The following is a 21,640-nucleotide window of genomic DNA, read 5'->3' on the forward strand; positions in this document are numbered from 1 at the left end:
ACTCGGCCGGTATTTTTCATTATTTGTAGTAGCTTTTCCCACCGTTTATCTGTTAGCATTGTTCTTGGCATGATGAATCGAGTTAGGGTTGTTTTTTGCAGAATTATTATAACTCATATCATGCCGTCTAAAAAATAATCACGAAAGAACAACACGCCCTAAATTATAAATAATTTTAATATTTATCTTTAGGTTTATTTTTTTATAATGAATAGACTATAGAAATTCCTTGCGTTGTTTACAGTAATTTGAAAAATTACTGTTATAAATCCCCATAAAAAACAGAATTAACGCCCTTCCAAAAACAAGCGATTTTGTGCTTTGTCATAATTTCATAATTAAATCTTTTATTACTTTTATTACTTTTATTATGGGGGGGTGTCTACTTTTTAGCCTTACTATTTTAAAGTTAGTTACATTTATCATGGTAAAAGATCAATATCATGTTTCACATATCGTTTGTAAAACGTGTCAATAAACAATACAATTAGCAGCATATTTTTATTAGCAATAATAGATAGGACATTAACTCGTCATGCAAGAACAATACCGCCCAGATGAAATTGAAGCCACTGTACAAAAATACTGGCAAGAAAATAAAACCTTTCACGTTACTGAAGATCCATCTAAAGAAAAATACTACTGTTTATCGATGCTGCCTTACCCTTCTGGGCGTTTGCATCTTGGTCATGTGCGTAATTATACTATCGGCGATACCATTTCACGTTATCAGCGTTTAAATGGTAAAAATGTACTGCAACCAATTGGTTGGGATGCGTTTGGTTTACCTGCTGAAGGAGCTGCAGTTAAAAACAATACTGCACCAGCAAAATGGACCTATGAAAATATTGCTTATATGAAAAAGCAATTACAACTATTAGGTTTTGGTTATGATTGGGATCGTGAGGTGACAACGTGTCGCTCTGAGTACTATAAGTGGGAGCAATGGTTCTTTACTAAGTTGTACGAAAAGGGCTTAGTGTATAAAAAAACCTCGGCCGTTAACTGGTGTCCTAACGACCAAACTGTTCTTGCTAACGAACAGGTCGTTGAAGGTTGCTGTTGGCGTTGTAGCACGCCAGTTGAGCGCAAAGAGATCCCTCAATGGTTTATTAAAATCACAGACTATGCTGAAGAATTGCTAAACGATTTAGATTCGTTAGAAAGTTGGCCTGAGCAAGTTAAAACCATGCAACGTAACTGGATTGGGCGTTCTGAAGGCGTTGAGTTTGATTTTGCTGTTGAAAATTATGCTGATAAGTTACGCGTATATACAACTCGTCCTGATACATTAATGGGTGTTAGCTTTGTGTCAGTTGCTGCAGAGCACCCTCTTGCACAATTAGCCGCAAAAAACGATCCTAAAATTGCCGAATTCGTTGCTGAATGTAAAAATACCAAAACCGCCGAGGCAGATATGGCAACGATGGAAAAGAAAGGTATTGCAACAGGATTTTATGCAATTCACCCTTTAACAAATAAAAAAGTGCCAGTTTGGATCGCTAACTTTGTGTTAATTGAATATGGCACAGGTGCTGTCATGGCTGTACCAGGGCATGATGAGCGTGATTATGAGTTTGCTTCAAAATATAACTTACCAATTAATCCTGTTATTTTAACGCAAGACGGCAATGAGCCAGATCTTTCACAGCAAGCTTATACTGAGCACGGAAAATTATTTAATTCAGGCGAGTTTGATGGTCTTGATTTTGAGCAAGCCTTCAATGCTGTTGCCGATAAATTAATTGCACTAGGCATTGGCCAACGTAAAGTAAATTACCGTTTACGCGATTGGGGCGTTTCACGCCAGCGTTATTGGGGTGCGCCAATTCCAATGGTAACGCTTGAAGATGGCACAACTATGCCAACACCAGAAGATCAATTGCCAGTTATTTTGCCAGAAGATGTTGAAATGAACGGCATAACAAGTCCAATTAAAGCTGATCCTAATTGGGAAAAAACAACCGTGAACGGTCAACCTGCTTTGCGTGAAACGGATACTTTTGATACCTTTATGGAGTCATCTTGGTATTACGCCCGTTACACTTGTCCAAATTATGATAAAGGTATGTTAGACGAAAAAGCAGCAAACTATTGGTTACCTGTCGACCAGTATGTAGGTGGTATTGAACATGCCATTATGCATTTACTTTATTTTAGATTTTTCCATAAATTAATGCGTGATTTTGGTTTGGTATCGTCAAATGAGCCGGCCAAACGTTTACTATGCCAAGGTATGGTGTTAGCCGATGCATTTTATTACACTAGCCCAACCAATGAGCGTATTTGGGTGTCGCCAACTGAAGTTACCATTGAACGCGATGATAAAGGACGAATTGCTAAAGCTGTCGATAGTCATGGCAATGAGCTAGTTCATGCCGGTATGACAAAAATGTCAAAATCCAAAAATAATGGTATTGATCCGCAAGAAATGGTTGAAAAATATGGTGCCGATACCGTTCGATTATTTATGATGTTTGCGTCCCCTGCTGAGATGACATTAGAATGGCAAGAATCTGGCGTTGAGGGTGCTAACCGATTTATTAAACGTGTGTGGCGTTTAGTTTATGAACATACGCAAAAAGGTCAAACGACTAAACTCGATGTTACAACTTTGGATAGTGAACAAAAAGCGTTACGCCGTGAATTACATAAAACGATTGCGAAAGTAAGTGATGATATTGGGCGTCGCCAAACGTTTAATACCGCTATTGCCGCTGTCATGGAGTTTATGAATCGCCTACAAAAAGCGCCACAAGAAACCGAGCAAGATCGTGCCCTAATGAACGAGGCGTTAAATGCAATTGTTCGTTTGCTTTACCCAATGATGCCACACGCTTGTTTTGTGATGTGGCACGCTTTAGGTTATAGCGAATCGATTGATGACACCACTTGGCCTGTTGCTGACGAGGCAGCAATGGTTGAGGACGAAAAACTTATTGTTGTGCAAATCAACGGTAAAGTCCGTGGTAAATTTACAGTGCCTGCGAATGCGGATCAAGATTTTGTTATGTCCCAAGCAAAACAAGAACCGAATATTCAAAAATACTTGAGCGATGTTGTTATCCGTAAAGTAATTTACGTTCCTGGCAAGCTGTTAAATCTGGTTGTTGGTTAATATTGTTTGATAACTAAATTTAGGCGGTTATAGATATGAAAAAGTATTTAGCTTTATTGATGTTATTGGCAATATCCTTAACAGGATGTGGATTTCACTTACAACATGAGGCAGAAGTCCCTGCACGATTTAAGACGATGTCTTATATAAGTTATGATCCTTATGGGCGACTATCTCGTGAAATGAAAGAGCTATTACACGATAACAAAGTAACACTAACGAATAATGCAACTGAAAAAGTGCCATCATTAAGGATGTTAAGCGAAAACCTAAGCCGTAATACCATTTCGATTTATCAAGATGGTAAAGCGGCCGAATATCAATTAGTGTTAACGGTTGAAGCACAAGTTGTTATTGCAGGTCAACAAACATACCCAATTAGTGTTCGAGTATTTAGGACTTTCTTTGATAATCCATCAGATGCATTAGCAAAAACAGTCGAACAAGATTTAATTGAAAATGAAATGTTTAAACAAGCTGCTAAACAAGTTATTCGTAAATTAAAATCGATTGATGCGGTAAATTAACGTTGTCATGATTAAAATTAATGCGGACCAAATTAGCCATAAATTAGGATCACCCTATTATTTAATTTTAGGTAGTGATCCTTATTTACAAAATTACGTCCAAACTGAGTTGCGAAAGGCCTTTGCCCATGCGGGATTTGATGAGCAACTTACGTTTGTGATTGATAATCAAACTGACTGGGCAACTATTTTAGATAGTTGTCAAGCGATGAACCTGTTTTCTAACCAAACTTTGATTTTGCTTGATTTTGGTGATGGCGCATTAAATGCAGGTATTAGCGCCAAACTCAATACGCTAAGTGAGGTTTTAACACCGGATATTGCGCTAATAATTACGCTCAATAAAATTACAAAGTCACAAGAAAATACCACTTGGTATAAAGCGCTATCAGATAAATTAGTCGTGGTTAATTGTGCCCCCCCCGATACCTTGCAATTATCACAATGGATTAAAAATTATTTGCAGCAACAACAAATAACCATTGAGCCAAAAGCAATTGAGTTACTTTGCTACTATTATGAAGGGAATTTGCTAGCATTAACACAAGTTATTGCACAATTAAAATTGTTGTATCCAGAGCAAAATATTTCTTATGATCAAGTTGAAAACAATATTAACGATTCGGCCATATTTAGCCCCTTTCATTGGACTGATGCAATGGTTGCTCATAAAGCTAAGCGAGCAACTCATATTTTGCAGCAATTAAAAATGAATGAATTTGAACCTTTAATTTTATTACGGATTATTCAGCGAGAACTCATTTTGTTGATTAACTTAAAAAAAGGCTTGCAACAAAAATCATTCAAACAAATCTTTGATGAGTATAAAGTTTGGCAAAATAAAAGAACGATTTATACAAACTATCTAAATCGTTGTGATATTACAAGCCTGTTTAATTCACTGGCAAAATTGACTGAAATCGAAATTAGTTTAAAGCATGATAACCAAGTGCAAATATGGGATGCTATATTTAGTTTATCCATGCAAATTATGGGTTTAGATAAATGTTAACTGCGTTATTAGGCGGAACTTTTGATCCGATCCATTATGGACACCTTCGCCCTGCTATTTCATTAGCGAATGAAGTTGGTTTAAAGCAAATTCGCCTGTTGCCTAATCATATTCCCCCACATAAACCGCAACCAGAGGCCAATATTGAGCAGCGTTTAGCAATGTTATCATTAGCTATTGAAGATTTGCCTTTATTTTTATTAGATGTAAGCGAAATTTTATCCGAAGCATCAACTCGCCCGTCTTATACTGTTGAAACCCTACAAGCATGGCGATGCAAAAATGGTAGCCAAAAACCGCTAGCATTTATTATGGGGCAAGATTCACTACTAGGATTGCCAACTTGGCATAAATGGCAAACGTTACTTGATTATTGTCATCTGCTCATTTGCCGTAGACCAGGCTACACAGAGCATACCAATAATATTGAACTGCAACAATGGATTGATATGCATCAAACCAACGATATAAAAGATTTACACAATTCACCAAATGGCTATATCTATTTGGCACAGACACCGCTTGAGGATATTTCGGCTACAGAAATCAGACAAAATATCAACAATGTCGCAAGGTGTAAAAATTTGCTACCACCTAAAGTTTGGCGGTATATTCATACACAAGGGCTTTATGGCACAAAGAAAAAGTAGAAAGAACTTTACATCTGACAGTTTTTTCGGCATTATTTTGCCGCTGTGTTTATATATTTTAAATTCAGTTTTTTTTGTGTTTATATTTAACTTTGCTAAATTAGCAAATAACACACTAGTAAGATGATATAAAAGCATCATTCTTGTTTTGTTATTGTGCGTTTAGCGTGATAAGGTAGATGAGTCAGTTAAATATATTTAATTTGTATTTATTATTAAGAGGCCCCAATGGCAAAAGAAGATAACATTGAAATGCAAGGTACCATACTTGATACACTTCCAAACACGATGTTTCGTGTTGAACTTGAAAATGGTCATGTCGTTACTGCACATATTTCTGGTAAGATGCGAAAAAACTATATTCGTATTCTAACAGGCGATAAAGTTACTGTTGAAATGACACCTTACGATCTATCTAAAGCACGTATCATCTTCCGTAGTCGCTAATATCGTTATCAAAATAAACGAGTTTAAGTTATATAACGGTTTATTTTTCTCTTTTTTAATAAAAAAATCCGTCGACTCAAGTCGACGGAAAGATAGGGAATTTAGACTACGCAAATGAATCAGTCTTCTTTAGAAAAGTCCATCTGTTCATATTTAACCCATTTTGTCTTTTTCACGATTTTGTAACCCAAATATATCATCAAAAATAGTGGTATACCAATATAGGTTGCTATTACGCCGTTCCAATCAATGGTGTCTTGTAAAAAGGCTTCATAATTTTGCCCAAGTGTAATAATTAAACATAATACAAAAGCAAAAATAGGACCAAATGGAAAAAAACTTGAACAATATGGTAATTGATTAACATTATTACCTTGCATTATATAGCCCTTTCTAAAACGATAATGACTGATAGCAATGCCAAGCCAAGCAATGAATCCCGTCATACCGGACATATTAAGCAACCACACATAAACAACCTGATCTTTGTACAGAGAAGTTAAAAAACAAAGCATCGCTACAAATGTTGTTGCCAATAACGCTACGCGTGGCACGCCAGAAGAAGACAAGCGAGTAAAAATTTTAGGCGCTTTACCTTCTTTGGCAAGTGCATAGAGCATACGCGTTGAAGCATAGAGCCCTGAGTTACCTGCTGATAATACCGATGTTAAAATAACTGTATTCATAAATGCTGCCGCAGATAATAATCCCGCATTACGGAATACTAAGGTAAACGGACTTACGCTAATATCGGTTTCGTTATTACGCAGTAAGTTAGGATCAGTATAAGGAATAATCAAGCTGATAACAAAAATCGCAAGGATATAAAACAGTAGTATTCGCCAGAACACTTGACGCATAGCTTTTGGTATGTTTTTTTCTGGATCTTTTGATTCCCCCGCGGCAATACCAATTAGTTCCGTGCCTTGAAATGAAAATCCAACCACCATTGCCACACCAATCATTGCTGAAAAGCCGCCTGCAAAAGGCGCTTTCTCAATAGTCCAATTTTCCCAACCCGTTCCTTCGACGCCTCGAAAAATGCCAATAATCATTAATAAACCAACCACAATAAAAACAATAACCGTGACAACTTTAATTAATGAAAACCAAAATTCTGCTTCACCAAAACCTTTAACTGAAATATAGTTCAAGCAGAAGATAATGCTTAAAAACAGTAAGCTCCATAACCAACTGTAAGGCCCAGCATTAAACCAATAAGAGATAACTAACTGAGCAGCCACTAAGTCTACAGCAACGGTAATTGCCCAGTTGTACCAATAATTCCAACCGATTGCAAAACCAAAAGCTTCATCAACATAACGTGCGCCATAAGTAGCAAAGGTGCCTGAAACAGGTAAATAAGCCGCTAGCTCGCCCAAACTCGTCATTAAAAAATATACCATTACACCAATAATGGCGTACGAAAGTAACGCACCGCCAGGACCTGCCTGTGCAATTGTTGCACCAGATGCAACAAATAGCCCCGTACCAATTGAGCCGCCAATAGCAATCATTGCTAAATGACGTGCTTTTAAATCTCGTTTTAATTTATTTTTCATAATCATTTCTTCTATCTAAAGGGATTAAGATTGATAATAAATTAGTCAATTATTTGATATGCTTATAAAGCAATTAATAATCAAAAATCGAACTTAAAATTATTTATATTTATCATTTTCTAATAAAGTGCGAGAAGTTTATCAAAAAAAATATCGTGCGAGATAAATAATTCTAATAATTGAATTGATTTGTTAAATTTAAACAATATCTAGCCTTTAGTTAACTGTTCTAATTGAGTTAAATAATTCAATGCTTGCGCTTGATTATTACCACACATTTCAATGCAAGGTTTTAAATGACCACATACTGCGGGTCTTGATGAGTGCAAAAATAATTTGCATTGATAATTATTATCTAAATGAATACAAGCCACACCTGCAGCCTTCCCTTTAGGCATACCTGGAATAGGCGATGAAATTGAAGGAGCAATACAGCAAGCACCACAGTTTTTTCGACATATTGCGGAATTTGTCATGATATTTCTTTTATTTTAAAGATAACAAATAAATTTTGATGGTGACAATAGCAAGTTAGCGGTAAAATAGCGAGCTAATTTTTTAACCTTTTTATTAATTGTGAAGAATAAATATTATGGCTAAAGCAAATGAGATAAAACGTGGCGATGCTGTTACTTATAATGGCAAATTATTATTAGTTAAAGACATCGATGTACAAAGCCCAAGCGCACGGGGAGCTAGCACGCTTTATAAAATGCGTTTTACCGATGTCAAAAATGGTGGCAAAGTGGAAGAACGCTTTAAGGGCGATGACATTCTCGATACGATTGAACTATCACGCCGTCCTGTTAGTTTTTCGTATATTGATGGTGACGAATATGTGTTTATGGATAACGAGGACTACACACCATTTATCTTTAAAAAAGAACAAATTGAAGAAGAACTCTTATTTATTCCAGAAGGAGGAATGGATGGAATACAAGTGTTAATGGCTGATGATGAAGTAATTGCATTAGAATTACCACAAACCGTTGATCTAGAAATTATTGAAACCTCACCAAGTATTAAAGGCGCTTCAGCAAGTGCACGAACTAAGCCGGCCACCTTGTCAACGGGGCTTGTTATTCAGGTTCCTGAATATATTGATAACCACGAAAAAGTTAAAGTTCATATTGCTGAACGTCGTTACATGAGCCGTGCCGAATAACCAATAAAATTGTGATGAATACATATAATCAAAATAAACTACATAAACGATTGCGTCGCTTAACTGGCGAGGCAATCGCTGACTTTAATATGATCGAAGAAGGCGATCGTATTATGGTTTGCTTGTCTGGCGGTAAAGATAGTTATACTTTGCTTGATATTCTTATTAACTTAAAAATCAGCGCACCAGTACATTTTGAGCTAATAGCGGTTAATTTAGATCAAAAACAACCGGGATTTCCTGAACATGTATTGCCTGAATACCTAAATTCGTTAGGCATTGAATATAAAATCGTGCAAGAAAATACCTACGGCATTGTCAAAGATAAAATTCCTGAAGGAAAAACAACTTGCTCACTTTGCTCACGACTACGCCGAGGCATTTTATATCGCACAGCCACCGAACTTGGCGCAACTAAAATAGCCCTTGGACATCATCGTGATGATATTTTAGAAACGCTCTTTTTAAACATGTTTTATGGTGGCAAACTCAAAGCAATGCCACCTAAATTAATGAATGATTCGGGCGAACATATCATTATCCGCCCACTAGCTTATTGTAAAGAAAAGGACATTGCTAAATATGCCGAAATTAAGCAATTCCCAATAATTCCGTGTAACCTTTGTGGTTCGCAACCCAACTTACAAAGGCAAATAATAAAAGAGATGCTAAATGAATGGGATAAAAAATTCCCTGGTCGAATTGAAACTATGTTCCGTGCCACACAAAACATTACCTTATCCCATCTTTGTGATACTAATTTGTTTGATTTTAAAGGCATTAAAAAAGGTGATCTTGCCGTGAATGGCGGTGATATCGCTTTTGACCGTGAAGATATCAAACCGATTGTAGGCTTTGATCGTTCAGATCTTGAAGATCAAGATTTGATTTTATGGAAAGAAGTTAAATAATTAAGCCAGTTAAAATATTAAAAACGCCGTTCTAGTCGGCGTTTTTTAATACTATTATTTCAGCCACTTTTGCCAACTTTGATTAACTATTTCTGTTTCTTGCTTAAACTGCGCACTATCCACCGTACTTGGTAATAATTGCAACGCAAGTTGATGGATTTTATTACGCATATCAATATAAGCTTGCGTTAGTTGCTGTGCTTCGTGACTATCGATAATTTGATAATTTGTTGCTAGCTCTAAAATACGAACATTATCACTCCATTTTGTCATTTGGGGATGCAGGTAAGCATAATTAAGCACCAAATATTGTGATAAAAATTCAATATCACCAATTCCACCCTCATCAATTTTTAAATTGAATGAGTTATCTTGAGTGCTACCTAAATGTGAGCGCATTTTTTCACGCATTTCACGCACTTCTTTTTTTAATACAACTTCATCACGCTTTTTACAAAGTACATTATGGCGAATTTGATTAAAACGATCGATTAATTCGGTCTCACCATATACGGCTCTGGCTCGTACTAAAGCTTGATGTTCCCATGTCCAAGCTTCATTTATTTGGTAATCTTCGAACGCATCTAAACTACAAGCAAGAAGCCCCGCATCGCCTTGAGGACGAAGTCTTACATCAACTTCATATAAAATACCAAAGCTAGTACGCACATTAAATAAATGAATAATACGTTGTACAAGGCGCAAATAAAATTGACGGCTATCGATCTGCTTGTCACCATCGGTGACGCTATTAACCGGACAATCATGTAAAAAAACCAGATCGAGATCCGAACCATAACCCAGTTCCCAACCGCCTAATTTACCATAAGCAATTACCGCCAAGCCTTTATAATTATCAGCCAAATGCTCAGGCTTACCATAGCGAGCAACCATTTGATTCCATGCCATTTGAACAACAAAATCTAACAAAGATTCGGCCACATAGGTTAGATGATCGCTAACCTTCATAGTCGTTAACACATGCTCAACATCGGCTGCGGCAATATGCAGTAATTGCATTTGTTTAAATTGACGTAAAGCTTCAAGTTGTTGTTCTTCATCATCCATTTCAATACGCAATAAATATTGATAAAGCTGACTTTTATATTCATTTGGGGCAACAGTCTGATAAAGCGAATTGATATCAATAAGCTCATCTAACAATATAGGGTAATGAGCAAGTTGATCACTAATCATTGGTGAAGCACTACATAGACGAATTAATTGCTTCAAAGCGGTTGGATATTCAAGTAATAGTTCTAAATAAGTGGTACGACTAACAATATTAACAAGTAACGGCAAAACTCTTGATAACACGATTGTTAGTTGCTTTTCACTACAGATAGACTCTAATAAGCGTGGCATTAATTGATCGAGTATTTCACGCCCCCGCACACCAATTGTACGTTTACCAATATCATCACGAAATTGTATTAGCATTTCATGGATCTGTGCGATTTGTGTTTCTGAATAATTGGGTAACACTGCGCTGACATCACTAATTTGGAGATCTGGCACCCAAAGATCATCAAATTGGTCATTATAAGACTTGGTTGTTGAAGTAGATTCTGATTCGTTTTCGCCAATAAGTTCATTAAAAATTTGGCGATTATGTTGCATTCGTACTGATAACGCTTGTTCAAAATCATGCCAATGATTAAAGCCCATGCTTGTTGCTAAACGAGCTTGATCCAGTGCATTATCTGGTAAGGTTTGAGTCTGTTCGTCAGCAATAGCTTGTAGAAGGTTTTCACAACGGCGTAAAAATAGGTAATTTTCTCGTAATAACGATACTTCATTCGGTGCAAGTAGCGATTCTTGTTCAATCACATTAAGCGCATTTAATAGCGAACGAGTTTGCAACCCCACCACACGCCCACCACGAATTAGCTGAAAAACTTGTACAATAAACTCTATTTCACGAATCCCGCCAGCACCAAGCTTGATATTATTTTTTAAACCACGGCGACGCACTTCACGTTCAATCATGCTTTTCATATTACGCAATGATTGTAAAACACTAAAATCAATATAGCGACGATAAACAAAAGGCTTCAACATTTGATACAGTTCGCCTACATAAGGAGCATGTTGATCACCAAGAACTTTGGCTTTAACCATAGCATAGCGTTCCCAATCTCGACCTTGCTCTTGATAATAATCTTCCATAGAAGAAAAGCTCAAAACTAAAGGCCCCCCATCGCCAAGCGGGCGCAAACGCATATCCACCCGATACACAAAACCATCTTCAGTAATTTGATCGAGTGCTTTAATTAAGCGTTGGCCTAATCGAGTAAAAAAGACAGCATTATCTAATTCTCGCCGCCCACCTTTTGTTTGCCCATGTTCTGGATAAGTAAAAATCAAATCAATATCGGACGAAAAGTTCAGCTCCCCACCGCCCAATTTACCCATACCTAAAATCAGCAGTGGCTGCGCCTGGCCTTGAGCATTACAAGGTGTTCCCCACTCTTTGCAACTAAGCTCATAAAGCCAATTACGAGCGGTAACAATAATCACCTCAGCCAATTCGGTCAATTGCAATAAAATCTGCTCATCATGACTTATTTTCGCCAATTGCGACCACTCAAGGCGCACTAGCATAAAATGCCGAAACAGCCTGAGCGTTTTCATAAAAATAGCTTCATCGGTCACATCTGTTAATTGTGCATCTAGCCAAGATTGATAAAATTGCCGTTCATCGGCTTGCGGTGGGTTTTGTATTATGTCGGCAAACCAATTAGGGAATCGACAAAACGCATCGACCAAAAAGTCACTTTGTACCAAGATATCAAGGTGAGCTTGTACTTTAGTTAAATCGCATTGATTAAGTTGAAGGGTGACTTTTTGTTTTTGTTGCTCAAACAAAGAAGAAAACGACGAGTTAAATTCTGACATAGGCAAGCTCTCTTAGAATTCATTTACAAGAATAAAAATCAGTGATCGCTAATAAATAATTACATTTAAACTTAAATACTTTGATGATTTTTATCCATTTTACCAAATAGTAGTTTAACTGCTATTCTCACCAATACACAGCTTGAAATAAATAAAATTACTGCCATCACAAACCAAATAATTACTATTTTTAACTCGCTTATTTTGCTCAAATAGTTTAAATAACGTGCTAATAAAACATTAAACATTATCAATCCGCTCAATAATAGGCAATTTAATATAAAAATGCCCATTGAACTAAAAATGAGTCTTCTTAAGGCTAAGGTTTCTGTTACACCAGTAAAACATCGTCTTAATAAAAAATAACCGAATAAATTAACAATTGATAAAAATACAGTTAAACCAACTATATTAATAATGATATTTTTAAAACTGTAATACATATCTTTATCTAAAAAAATTAGCGCAAATAATGTAGTAAGAAAGCAGCAATTATAAAGTACTATAAATAAACCTAAATGTAGTTGTTGGCTCTCTTTTTGAGTTAATGCATTATCGTTATGAGTATAACTTTTATTAAACAATTTGATGCCAAGGTAAGTTAACAATATTATAAAAAAATAACTTATGGCTATCTTTAAAAAATTAGTTATATTATTAAGTAAAAAGAAATATATATTGGGATTTAAATATTGTCGTCCAAACTGCATACACTCATAAATATAGGTGTAGCAATACAATCGACCAACAATATCGCCTAATGTAATTAATGCGACAATAAATAAACTATTGACAATATTTTTTTGATTGATTTGATTAATAGCATATTTGTTCAATATCAATACGGAAGTAATAAATAGTACAAGTGAACTAGGCAACTGTAAAAAGAAGTTGAGTAATATTCGCTTAATAAATTTTCTGCTAATCTGATAGGTTGTCATATCTGACGATATAAAAAAATACTCATCAAATCCAACACTGTAAGTAATAACAAAAACAATATTAAATATCCAATAAAATAAAACTAATAATAAAGGTAATTTAAAAAATGACTTTTTCATCTCTATATTCTTATATTTATATATTAGTTTTATTTATTGCAATAATTAACATTAGTTTTAGCTTCGTATTTATCTCACTAAACGCAAATTCTTTTACAGAATTAATAACCAACAATGCCGCTTGCCATTGAGCAAACTCTATCTCGTTAGAAAGCGGTTTATTGGTTAACTGATCATTTACCTGATTTAAAGTTTGCTTGTAGTATGCTAAATCATTCACTTCTAACGCATATTCTTCGTTTTGTTGCCAAAACTTGAGTAATTTAGGCAAATCACATTGGCTTGAAAGCGCATAATCGCACTTTTTAGGTGCCAAATTATTCAGTAATCGATACCCTCTAGAAGCTTTGCTTTGTGAAAACAGATGTAAATTAAATCGACTTAGCTCAATAGCAAAATTAAGTAAATCGTGTTTATTGCCTTGCTTGATTTCAAGTTCAACTTCTTTAATGGGGATAGATTGATTATTTGAACTAATTTGCCCTTGATCTAACGCAACCTCAATTTCACTACTTGCAAACGAAATTAACCACGCTTGCCGCTCAAAATTAGTGGTAAACAAAGGCTGTAAATTCCGTTGTAGCTCAGTAATATCACAGTCATTTGGCAGAGCATGGTAAGGTAATACGGTTAAATCAGGAACAGAATCTGGCAAATCGACATTAAATTCAGCACGCTCATGCAACCCCGCAATCGATTTTTTGTCACGTTTTAATGTGATTTCAAAACGTTTTGCTAAATAATCATCACACCCTCTTACACGCAGCCCACAACCATGATTACGCAAGTAATAATCACTAGTATCGTAATAAGTATTGGTCAAGTTTTGTTTGCTAACACTGCGTTTTGTTGATGATAATGCTAACGATGCCGAAAACTCGGCCTCGTCACAATCAGCCCATTGATCTAAATAATATTTTAAACTGGCAATATCACCAGTATTGATTTCAAATTTTAATTCGATTTCGTTACTCATTCAGCTATTTTTTGTTATTTTTAATATAACCAACCATGACTTTATTTTATACATCACAACCAATCACCATTAATTAACAATATTAAAAATTATTTAACAACTCGAAATGGATTAGATTTGGGTTTAGATTGTTCAGGTTGTTGAGATAAAGACTCACGCCGTGCTTGATATTGAGGCTCGTCTTCAAATCCCATACCGACACCATTTTCACGAGCATAAATTGCTTCAATTGCCGCCATTGGAACAACAATATGCTGAGGTACGCCAGAAAAGCGAGCATTAAACTCGATTTGTTCATTATTTGCTAAATATTGCCCAACTGACTGCGGGGAAATATTTAATACTATTTGATTATTTTGGATAAATTCTTGCGGTACTAATACGCCATATATTGATGTATTAACTACAATATAAGGCGTCAATTCATTATCTAAAATCCAATCATAAAAAGCCCTAAATATATAAGGGCGACGTGGGGACATTTGTTCAAATTCCATTAAGATTACCTTGTTTAAGGTTATTGTAAATGAAAATAAATTTAGTGAATTATGTTCTTATTCTTTTTTCTTCTTCGGTTAATGAATTAACAAAAGCAGGACGTTCAAAAATTCGTGACATATAAACTAAATAATTCTTTTCAGCCACTTTGGGTAATTCAATGCCAAGTAATGGTAAGCGCCAAAGCAATGGGGCAAAATAACAATCACATAATGTGAAGTCATCACTCATAAAATAGTCTTTTTCTTTAAACATAACTGAAATTGAAACTAAATCATCAACAAGATTCTTTCGTGCTATTTTAGCTTCATCACTATTAGGGTTACCAATAATTGTTTCATAAGCACTATACCACTCTTTTTTAATGCGATACATTGTTAATCGTGAATTAGCACGAACAATTGGATAAACGGGCATTAAAGGTGGATGAGGAAAACGTTCATCAAGATACTCTAACGCAATATGTGGTTCATATAGCGTTAGATCGCGGTCAATTAATGTTGGAATTGAACCATAAGGATTAAGATCCAATAATTCCTGAGGTAGATTATCCGCCGTTACAAATTCTATCTCAGCAGTTACTCCTTTTTCTGCCAGAACAAAACGAATCTGATGCCCGTAAATATCTGTTGTATCACAAAATAATGTCATCACAGAACGTTTATTAACAGCAACAACCATATTCACTCCAAATGTATAAAATTAAAATAATTCTCACTAGTCACTATTCTAACAAATTGAATAACAAATTTGTTAAAAAAAATGAATTTTCTTACATTCTTTTCATTAAAAATACAGTTTTGTAAAAAACTTTCAGGAAAACCTGCGTTTTAGTATAAAAATTTAAAATAAAAAAACCCAGATAAACCTGGGTTTTTGAAACAAATTCGTAATATTGAACTTAAGTCGGGTAGCAACGACACATTACTGTGCCGCCGCCCCCTAAGAACTGTACGAGCGAATTTCTCCGCATACAGCTCAAGCCTTTCAATTGACTTTAGTAAGCCAGTTTCACTACCTCCAATTTCAGTGCATGGACTTTTTTATGGCAAATAGGATGAAGTAATACCCTATTTTTGAGCGTATCCGCCCCTCCGTGCATTTTGTAGATAATATGATGGTCATGCCACCCCGTCTCTTTTGTGATTGGGAGTTGACATAAACCACAACGACCTTTTTGTGTTTTATACAACATTTGCCATTTGTGTCTGTGTGAGAATTCCTCATACATCCGCTTCTGGTGTAATGTTTCTCCGTATAATTCCCATTCGGGTAAAAATGGATTATAATCCGATTTTACCTTGATATGTCGTTTGATTGCCGTCTTGCTACATTGCAATAATTCAACCCATTTATCCATACCATGGCGGTCTTTTATCATCGCGCCAAAGGTCCATACCCGAGTTACCGTCGTTTTAAAGTATTTCTCTTTAATCCAACGTTTACCCTTTTTTGTATGTCTTCTTTTGCTCCAATTCCAAAGCGCGCGCCATATTAATGCATCCATTCGCCCATAAGCTTGACTGGCTGCCTGACTTCGGTGATAGTTAGCCCATCCCCTTATCATTGGGTTTAGTTTCTTTATTAAATCTTCTTGTTTAACCATGCTTAACTTTTTAATCTTATCTCTCACCTTGCCATAGAATGCTTTCACATTCTTTTTGCTCGGCTTGATGATAAGCTTGTTGTTAAACTGTCTCACGCTCCAACCTAAAAAGTCAAAACCCTGCTTGATATGCGTTATTTTCGTCTTCTTCTCCGAGAGTGTTAATCCCCTCTCTTTGAGGAATGCCTTAACCACAGGGATGACCTTTTCCTCCAGTAATTCCTTTGAAATCCCCGAAATCACAAAGTCATCCGCATACCTCACCATGTACGTCTTATGTTGCCTGATTTTCTTGCTCGCTTTCTCACCAAAGTGATTAGCTAGCTCTTTCTCCAAGCCATCCAACGCCATGTTAGCCAGTGTCGGCGAGATTATTCCCCCTTGAGGTGTTCCCGCCTCCGTTGCTTTTACCTGTCCCATGTCCACTACACCCGATTTTAACCACTTTGTTAACATCCGCTTATTCATCGGAATATTCTTAATTAACCATTCATGGCTAATGTGGTCAAAACAGCCCTTGATATCCGCCTCTAATACCCATTGCGCAGGTTGGTTCGTTTTCCGTCCCTTGCGCGAGAATATTGTGTGAATATGGGTTATCGCATCTGCCGTTGAGCGGTTAATGCGAAAACCGTACGAGCCTTTGTCCGCTGTCGTTTCCGAGACAGGCTGTAGGGCAAATAGATAGAGTGCTTGCATTGCCCTGTCTTTTATGGTAGGAATACCCAAAGGGCGTTTCTTCCCATCCGACTTAGGAATATACACCCGCCTTAATGGTTGTGGTTTATATCCCTTGTTTGTGAGCGTTGCAATCGCGTTCCATTTTGCCTCAGCCGTGCTCCAAGTTACCTTGTCAACACCTGCCGTCCTTTTACCCCGATTTTCAGTCACTCTCCTTACCGCTAATTGCTTAGCATAAGTTGAGCGTGTCAATAATCTTTGCAAGCGTTTAACCTTGCGCCAATCACTTTCAAGTGTCGCTTTCGCAATCCGACTCTGCAATCCTTTAACATGTCTTATGACTTTGACCCAGTCTATACTGTGCCACTGTCTCGCCATGTCAGAGGTCGCTGGAGCTAGACCACGAACTGCTTTTTTGCTATCATGATTTTGCTCTTTCATACTTACCTCTTGATACAAGAAGTAGCAGAAATACTTGATTTGATATGAATAACCGCCAACGTAACTACCCACGCTACAGGTGGCAGTTATTCAGTTAATCAAATAATCTACCACTTTGTAACACGGTTAATGATTGAGTTTTGAGCTTAGCGAGTGTTCGCAGGTGGACTATTTTCCCGATAATCCACAACTGCTCAGCATTCGCTAGCTCATCCCTCGCCTAAAATAATTCCATTGGAAATTACCCACCAAAGGATTAGCCTATCCTCTTGCGACGAAAGACCAGTTAGAAGTCTGCACCCTTTCGAGTTGGGTCATGTTTCATACCCTATATCGACCATTACAGTCAATCATTCGCTTTCTCTAACCTCCCTTACCTGCACGCTTAACAGCATCACTTACGCTTTGCCTGCCGACCTCAATCTTTGCGCTCTATATAATACGATAGCTGAATTGTGGACGGCAAACGTACAGGCTTACCAAGTTCCATTATTATCACACGAGTAGTTAAGATGTAGACTTTTCGCCGATAGTCTTATTGATGACGTATTCCCACGATAAACAGGAATATCCGACTATATTACCTTTTGGTCAAAGCCTATCAGTAGTTTTGGCTTTTTCAGCATTACGACGTTTATCATCTATTCACTTACGTTCATCTTTCTACCCAGTCTAGCCCCTCATGGCATACTACTTGCCATTACTTAATGTTACCTCACGGTACGCATCAACCTTGCTATTCCTCAAGGGGGTACATTGTCAGGAAGCTCCGCACCAGACCGTTACCAGTCTCGCACTATCCCTAGACTACTGTTAGCCATATAACAGATTGAACTCTCATTCTTGTATAATGTTACTACAATCCTGATTCAACAATGATAATAACAGCTTTTGCACTTATCACTACACACACTTCATCAATTTCAGCTTAAACCATATGCTGATTGGAATTCTCTCCTCTCCTTTTACGATTACAATAATATCTATTGCATCCTGTTGGAAAGTACCAGAATTTATCAGATGTGTTTAAATTGAATTGTTAAAAGAGAGTTAGTTCTCTATAATAGTTGAGGTATCTCAACTGGATTATATTACCAACTGTACCTTTGGAGGGTTATATACACAGTATCCTTTCGGACACTATATATAATGTCCTACTTAGATACTGTGTAGAGACACTTAGGGCTTTTGCCCCTAAGTACCCACCTAAAATATTGATAAAAATCAATAAGTTAGGTGTGGTAAGCACGACCCTTGTCGCACCTATCGTTTGCTGAATTGTGGACGACGACGAGCTTTGCGTAGACCCACTTTTTTACGTTCAACTTGACGTGCATCGCGAGTAACAAAACCTGCTTGACGTAATGCAGAGCGTAAAGTTTCGTCATACTCCATTAATGCCCGAGTAATACCGTGACGAATCGCACCAGCTTGACCTGAAATACCACCACCTTTAACTGTGATGTAAAGATCAAGTTTGTCAGTCATTTCAACTAACTCTAATGGTTGCATAACAACCATACGAGCTGTATCACGACCAAAGTATTGCTCTAATGAACGTTTGTTAATAACAATGTTACCACTACCTGGTTTGATAAATACACGAGCAGCAGAACTTTTGCGGCGACCTGTACCGTAATATTGATTATCAGCCATCTTTTATCCCCTTAAATATCTAATACTTGCGGTTGTTGTGCCGCATGATTGTGCTCATTACCAGCATAAACTTTAAGTTTACGGTACATTGCACGACCAAGAGGACCTTTCGGTAACATGCCTTTTACAGCAATTTCGATGACTTGTTCAGGATGACGTTCAATCATTTCTTTAAAAGTCGCTTCTTTAAGTCCACCGATGTAGCCAGTATGACGATAATAGATCTTATCAGTGCGTTTTTTGCCTGTTACAGCAACTTTTTCTGCATTGATAACGATAATATAATCACCTGTATCAACATGTGGTGTATATTCTGCTTTGTGTTTACCACGCAAACGGCTTGCGATTTCAGTAGCTAAACGACCTAACGTTTTACCTGCTGCATCAACAACATACCAGTCGCGTTTTACTGTTTCTGGTTTAGCTGAAAAAGTACTCATTCGTAATTATCCAATTTTTAATTAATCACACGTTAATAAATCATATGATTTATTTACACTTTTTATTATCTCTACTAATTAACTTACCCCTTCGAGTGGTTATATTAATATTGATAATTGCAAACAACGTCGGGAAAAACATTGTCGTAACGTGGGTTGCGATATTATACAGAAATAATACGAAAGCGCTAGAGCAAAAAATAAAAAATCATAGCGATAATGAACGCTTACTGATAAACTAAAAATAATATTGAATAACAAAATATTTGAATAAATGAGCAATACAATTCAACTTTCAAAAGAAGATTATATTAGCAGAGGATTGCACCGAAAATGTTATCATCATCCTAATGATCCAAGTAAGTGTATCAAAGTAAATTATAATATTGGCGCCGAAGAGGAAACAAATCGAGAAATTTCCTATTATAAACATCTAATTAGACGAAATGTTTCATTTGATGCACTAGCAAAATATTACGGCCCAGTTTCAACAAGTAATGGTAAAGGTCATGTTTTTGAACTTATCCGAGATTATACTGGTGAAATAGCTATACCGCTTGAAAAATACCTCGCTGATAAAAAATTAACTAAGCAATATTATGATGATTTAGTGCTAGCGTTAAAAACGCTAAAATCAGCTTTATTAAAAGACCGCATTATTACAATGACAATAAAAAGCAAAAATATTTTATTTCAACACTTAAGTGCTGAAAAAAGCCGTTTAGTTATTATCGATAATATTGGTAACTCAACCTTAATTCCGATTGCCAATTACATTCCATTTTTTGCTAAAGCTAAAATTGAACGAACTTGGCAACGTTTTTTAATATCAATAATTAAAGAAAATAGCAACAACCAATTAATCACTCATTTAGTTGACGACCTGAATCAAGAATTCGAAATTGTGCAATAGCCCCTTTCGCTATATCAGGTCTATTTTTCAAAGTAAATAGGCCATGATGTAACTTAGCTATACGGTTAACAATACTTAAGCCAAGCCCAATGCCATTATGTTTACGATCCATACGAAAAAAAGCTTGTGTCAGTTGTTCACTTTTAGATTCATCAATCCCATTGCCTTCATCTTCGACCACAATAACGATGTCTTTTTTATCTTGATAACAACTTACCATAATTTTGGTGTTATTTGGACTATAACGATAGCTATTTTCAACTAAATTACGCACTAATAGTTTTATCAAAGTCGCATCACCATTAAAAACAAGATCTTTATTAACCATATACCAATCAAGTTCTTGCTGTTTTTTTGAGGTTAATTCTATTAGTTCATCAGACAGGGGGATCATAATATCATTATAAAAATTAATATGTTGATATTTACCAATTGTAAATTTTTGACTAGCTCGTGCAAGCATTAATAGTTGTTCGACAGTATTAACTAAACGGTCTATACGACTAATTAATTCGCGACAATCAATCTTATGTTTATTTTCTAATAATTCTAAATGCAAACGAATACCTGCTAAAGGTGTTCGCATTTCGTGCGCTACATCAGCTGTAAAAAGGCGTTCTTGAGATAATGTATTATTCAACCGAACAAAAAGGTTATTTAATACTGATGTAATCGATTTAATCTCCCCCATATTACTGATTGGCTCAATAGGTTTTAGATTTTCTTCGGTCCGTTGATTAAGATCTTTTTCTAGAATTTCGAGTGGTTTTGTGATTCGTTTGATAGCTTGGTATGCTAAAAATAGTGTGACTAGCATCATTGAAAAGGCAGAACAAAATAAAACAAAAATAGCTTCTAACTCTTCTTGTTCAACAACTTCATCAATTTTATTTTGACTTAGGGTTAAATTAACCAAAGCATCAATTTGTTCTTTACTTTCATGCCATAACCAAAGAACGGTAATAATCTGACAAAACAACATAATAAAACCTAAAGTAAAGAAAAGGTTCCAACGAATGCTGTGGCGTATATCATTAAGTGATTTTGAAATCATAGTTTAATTGTCTAATCTAAATTA

At 36.1% G+C, this 21,640-nt stretch carries 20 protein-coding genes; 9 read left to right on the plus strand and 11 right to left on the minus strand.

From position 1 onward, the window contains the following. Positions 1 to 535: 535 nt before the first annotated feature. The 5 genes from leuS (at position 536) to infA (ending at position 5,754) form a co-directional block, all read left to right on the plus strand. Complete coding sequence (gene leuS / locus GQ590_RS05990) at positions 536 to 3,118, plus strand: leucine--tRNA ligase (protein ID WP_160407193.1); 2,583 nt, start codon at positions 536 to 538, stop codon at positions 3,116 to 3,118. Positions 3,119 to 3,153: 35 nt separating this feature from the next. Beyond that, a complete protein-coding gene (lptE, locus tag GQ590_RS05995) occupies positions 3,154 to 3,645 on the plus strand; it encodes an LPS assembly lipoprotein LptE (RefSeq protein WP_160407196.1) in 492 nt (163 codons plus the stop codon). A 7-nt stretch (positions 3,646 to 3,652) separates the two neighbouring features. Then, complete coding sequence (holA, locus tag GQ590_RS06000; RefSeq protein WP_160407199.1) at positions 3,653 to 4,657, plus strand: DNA polymerase III subunit delta; 1,005 nt, start codon at positions 3,653 to 3,655, stop codon at positions 4,655 to 4,657. Beyond that, the gene (nadD, locus tag GQ590_RS06005) at positions 4,651 to 5,307 is read left to right on the plus strand and encodes a nicotinate-nucleotide adenylyltransferase (RefSeq protein WP_160407202.1); all 657 of its coding nucleotides are present in this window, start codon (positions 4,651 to 4,653) and stop codon (positions 5,305 to 5,307) included. Before holA ends, nadD begins: the two co-directional genes overlap by 7 nt. A 228-nt stretch (positions 5,308 to 5,535) precedes the next feature. After that, positions 5,536 to 5,754 carry a translation initiation factor IF-1 gene (gene infA / locus GQ590_RS06010; RefSeq protein ID WP_025315083.1) on the plus strand — a complete coding sequence of 73 codons (219 nt, stop codon included), beginning with the start codon at positions 5,536 to 5,538 and terminating at the stop codon, positions 5,752 to 5,754. Between the two features lie 119 nt (positions 5,755 to 5,873). Here infA and GQ590_RS06015 read toward each other — a convergent pair whose 3' ends face one another. Together GQ590_RS06015 and GQ590_RS06020 are read right to left on the minus strand one after the other, a co-directional pair. Next, positions 5,874 to 7,316, minus strand: coding sequence for an amino acid permease (locus GQ590_RS06015; protein ID WP_237397818.1), 1,443 nt, complete (start codon positions 7,314 to 7,316; stop codon positions 5,874 to 5,876). 209 nt (positions 7,317 to 7,525) lie between these two features. Continuing rightward, positions 7,526 to 7,792 carry a YkgJ family cysteine cluster protein gene (locus GQ590_RS06020; protein WP_160407209.1) on the minus strand — a complete coding sequence of 89 codons (267 nt, stop codon included), beginning with the start codon at positions 7,790 to 7,792 and terminating at the stop codon, positions 7,526 to 7,528. Positions 7,793 to 7,908: 116 nt separating this feature from the next. On the opposite strand from GQ590_RS06020, the gene yeiP reads away from it, so the two are divergent. Together yeiP and ttcA are read left to right on the plus strand one after the other, a co-directional pair. Beyond that, positions 7,909 to 8,481 (plus strand): elongation factor P-like protein YeiP, encoded by a 573-nt coding sequence (gene yeiP, locus GQ590_RS06025; protein WP_160407212.1) that lies wholly within the window; start codon positions 7,909 to 7,911, stop codon positions 8,479 to 8,481. A 14-nt stretch (positions 8,482 to 8,495) separates the two neighbouring features. Further along, positions 8,496 to 9,392 carry a tRNA 2-thiocytidine(32) synthetase TtcA gene (ttcA, locus tag GQ590_RS06030; protein WP_160407215.1) on the plus strand — a complete coding sequence of 299 codons (897 nt, stop codon included), beginning with the start codon at positions 8,496 to 8,498 and terminating at the stop codon, positions 9,390 to 9,392. Positions 9,393 to 9,446: 54 nt separating this feature from the next. On the opposite strand, the gene glnE is transcribed toward ttcA, so the two are convergent. The 6 genes from glnE to ltrA all read right to left on the minus strand — a co-directional run bounded on the left by glnE (position 9,447) and on the right by ltrA (position 17,490). Next, positions 9,447 to 12,290 (minus strand): bifunctional [glutamate--ammonia ligase]-adenylyl-L-tyrosine phosphorylase/[glutamate--ammonia-ligase] adenylyltransferase, encoded by a 2,844-nt coding sequence (gene glnE, locus GQ590_RS06035; protein WP_160407218.1) that lies wholly within the window; start codon positions 12,288 to 12,290, stop codon positions 9,447 to 9,449. Between the two features lie 71 nt (positions 12,291 to 12,361). Beyond that, positions 12,362 to 13,351, minus strand: a complete 990-nt coding sequence (locus tag GQ590_RS06040) for a hypothetical protein (protein ID WP_160407222.1) — start codon at positions 13,349 to 13,351, stop codon at positions 12,362 to 12,364. 16 nt (positions 13,352 to 13,367) lie between these two features. Beyond that, positions 13,368 to 14,327 carry an inorganic triphosphatase gene (locus tag GQ590_RS06045; protein ID WP_160407224.1) on the minus strand — a complete coding sequence of 320 codons (960 nt, stop codon included), beginning with the start codon at positions 14,325 to 14,327 and terminating at the stop codon, positions 13,368 to 13,370. 89 nt (positions 14,328 to 14,416) lie between these two features. Then, the gene (locus GQ590_RS06050) at positions 14,417 to 14,824 is read right to left on the minus strand and encodes a ClpXP protease specificity-enhancing factor (protein WP_160407227.1); all 408 of its coding nucleotides are present in this window, start codon (positions 14,822 to 14,824) and stop codon (positions 14,417 to 14,419) included. Positions 14,825 to 14,873: 49 nt separating this feature from the next. Then, a complete protein-coding gene (locus GQ590_RS06055) occupies positions 14,874 to 15,506 on the minus strand; it encodes a glutathione S-transferase N-terminal domain-containing protein (RefSeq protein ID WP_160407230.1) in 633 nt (210 codons plus the stop codon). Positions 15,507 to 15,822: 316 nt separating this feature from the next. Continuing rightward, the gene (gene ltrA / locus GQ590_RS06060) at positions 15,823 to 17,490 is read right to left on the minus strand and encodes a group II intron reverse transcriptase/maturase (RefSeq protein WP_202112904.1); all 1,668 of its coding nucleotides are present in this window, start codon (positions 17,488 to 17,490) and stop codon (positions 15,823 to 15,825) included. 604 nt (positions 17,491 to 18,094) lie between these two features. Between ltrA and GQ590_RS12665 the strand changes: the two genes are divergently transcribed. Continuing rightward, positions 18,095 to 18,229 carry a hypothetical protein gene (locus GQ590_RS12665; protein ID WP_255471418.1) on the plus strand — a complete coding sequence of 45 codons (135 nt, stop codon included), beginning with the start codon at positions 18,095 to 18,097 and terminating at the stop codon, positions 18,227 to 18,229. Positions 18,230 to 18,816: 587 nt separating this feature from the next. On the opposite strand, the gene rpsI is transcribed toward GQ590_RS12665, so the two are convergent. Together rpsI and rplM are read right to left on the minus strand one after the other, a co-directional pair. Further along, positions 18,817 to 19,209, minus strand: a complete 393-nt coding sequence (gene rpsI / locus GQ590_RS06065) for a 30S ribosomal protein S9 (RefSeq protein ID WP_034915459.1) — start codon at positions 19,207 to 19,209, stop codon at positions 18,817 to 18,819. A gap of 11 nt (positions 19,210 to 19,220) precedes the next feature. Continuing rightward, positions 19,221 to 19,649, minus strand: a complete 429-nt coding sequence (rplM, locus tag GQ590_RS06070; protein ID WP_065566227.1) for a 50S ribosomal protein L13 — start codon at positions 19,647 to 19,649, stop codon at positions 19,221 to 19,223. Between the two features lie 274 nt (positions 19,650 to 19,923). On the opposite strand from rplM, the gene GQ590_RS06075 reads away from it, so the two are divergent. Further along, positions 19,924 to 20,562 carry a YrbL family protein gene (locus GQ590_RS06075; RefSeq protein WP_160407237.1) on the plus strand — a complete coding sequence of 213 codons (639 nt, stop codon included), beginning with the start codon at positions 19,924 to 19,926 and terminating at the stop codon, positions 20,560 to 20,562. On the opposite strand, the gene pmrB is transcribed toward GQ590_RS06075, so the two are convergent. Continuing rightward, on the minus strand, positions 20,513 to 21,616 hold the full coding sequence (pmrB, locus tag GQ590_RS06080) for a two-component system sensor histidine kinase PmrB (protein WP_160407240.1): 1,104 nt from the start codon (positions 21,614 to 21,616) through the stop codon (positions 20,513 to 20,515). The genes GQ590_RS06075 and pmrB overlap by 50 nt on opposite strands. Positions 21,617 to 21,640: the final 24 nt, after the last annotated feature.

It is taken from the genome of Gilliamella sp. Lep-s35 (genome assembly GCF_009795845.1).
Taxonomy (GTDB): Bacteria; Pseudomonadota; Gammaproteobacteria; order Enterobacterales; family Orbaceae; genus Gilliamella.

Bases quoted from the DNA above. Each gene is read 5' to 3' on its own strand.
- leuS (WP_160407193.1), top strand. From the start codon at position 536: ATGCAAGAACAATACCGCCCAGATGAAATTGAAGCCACTGTACAAAAA.
- lptE (WP_160407196.1), top strand. From the start codon at position 3,154: ATGAAAAAGTATTTAGCTTTATTGATGTTATTGGCAATATCCTTAACA.
- holA (WP_160407199.1), top strand. From the start codon at position 3,653: ATGATTAAAATTAATGCGGACCAAATTAGCCATAAATTAGGATCACCC.
- nadD (WP_160407202.1), top strand. From the start codon at position 4,651: ATGTTAACTGCGTTATTAGGCGGAACTTTTGATCCGATCCATTATGGA.
- infA (WP_025315083.1), top strand. From the start codon at position 5,536: ATGGCAAAAGAAGATAACATTGAAATGCAAGGTACCATACTTGATACA.
- GQ590_RS06015 (WP_237397818.1), bottom strand. From the start codon at position 7,316: ATGAAAAATAAATTAAAACGAGATTTAAAAGCACGTCATTTAGCAATG.
- GQ590_RS06020 (WP_160407209.1), bottom strand. From the start codon at position 7,792: ATGACAAATTCCGCAATATGTCGAAAAAACTGTGGTGCTTGCTGTATT.
- yeiP (WP_160407212.1), top strand. From the start codon at position 7,909: ATGGCTAAAGCAAATGAGATAAAACGTGGCGATGCTGTTACTTATAAT.
- ttcA (WP_160407215.1), top strand. From the start codon at position 8,496: ATGAATACATATAATCAAAATAAACTACATAAACGATTGCGTCGCTTA.
- glnE (WP_160407218.1), bottom strand. From the start codon at position 12,290: ATGTCAGAATTTAACTCGTCGTTTTCTTCTTTGTTTGAGCAACAAAAA.
- GQ590_RS06040 (WP_160407222.1), bottom strand. From the start codon at position 13,351: ATGAAAAAGTCATTTTTTAAATTACCTTTATTATTAGTTTTATTTTAT.
- GQ590_RS06045 (WP_160407224.1), bottom strand. From the start codon at position 14,327: ATGAGTAACGAAATCGAATTAAAATTTGAAATCAATACTGGTGATATT.
- GQ590_RS06050 (WP_160407227.1), bottom strand. From the start codon at position 14,824: ATGGAATTTGAACAAATGTCCCCACGTCGCCCTTATATATTTAGGGCT.
- GQ590_RS06055 (WP_160407230.1), bottom strand. From the start codon at position 15,506: ATGGTTGTTGCTGTTAATAAACGTTCTGTGATGACATTATTTTGTGAT.
- ltrA (WP_202112904.1), bottom strand. From the start codon at position 17,490: ATGGCGAGACAGTGGCACAGTATAGACTGGGTCAAAGTCATAAGACAT.
- GQ590_RS12665 (WP_255471418.1), top strand. From the start codon at position 18,095: ATGACGTATTCCCACGATAAACAGGAATATCCGACTATATTACCTTTT.
- rpsI (WP_034915459.1), bottom strand. From the start codon at position 19,209: ATGGCTGATAATCAATATTACGGTACAGGTCGCCGCAAAAGTTCTGCT.
- rplM (WP_065566227.1), bottom strand. From the start codon at position 19,649: ATGAGTACTTTTTCAGCTAAACCAGAAACAGTAAAACGCGACTGGTAT.
- GQ590_RS06075 (WP_160407237.1), top strand. From the start codon at position 19,924: ATGAGCAATACAATTCAACTTTCAAAAGAAGATTATATTAGCAGAGGA.
- pmrB (WP_160407240.1), bottom strand. From the start codon at position 21,616: ATGATTTCAAAATCACTTAATGATATACGCCACAGCATTCGTTGGAAC.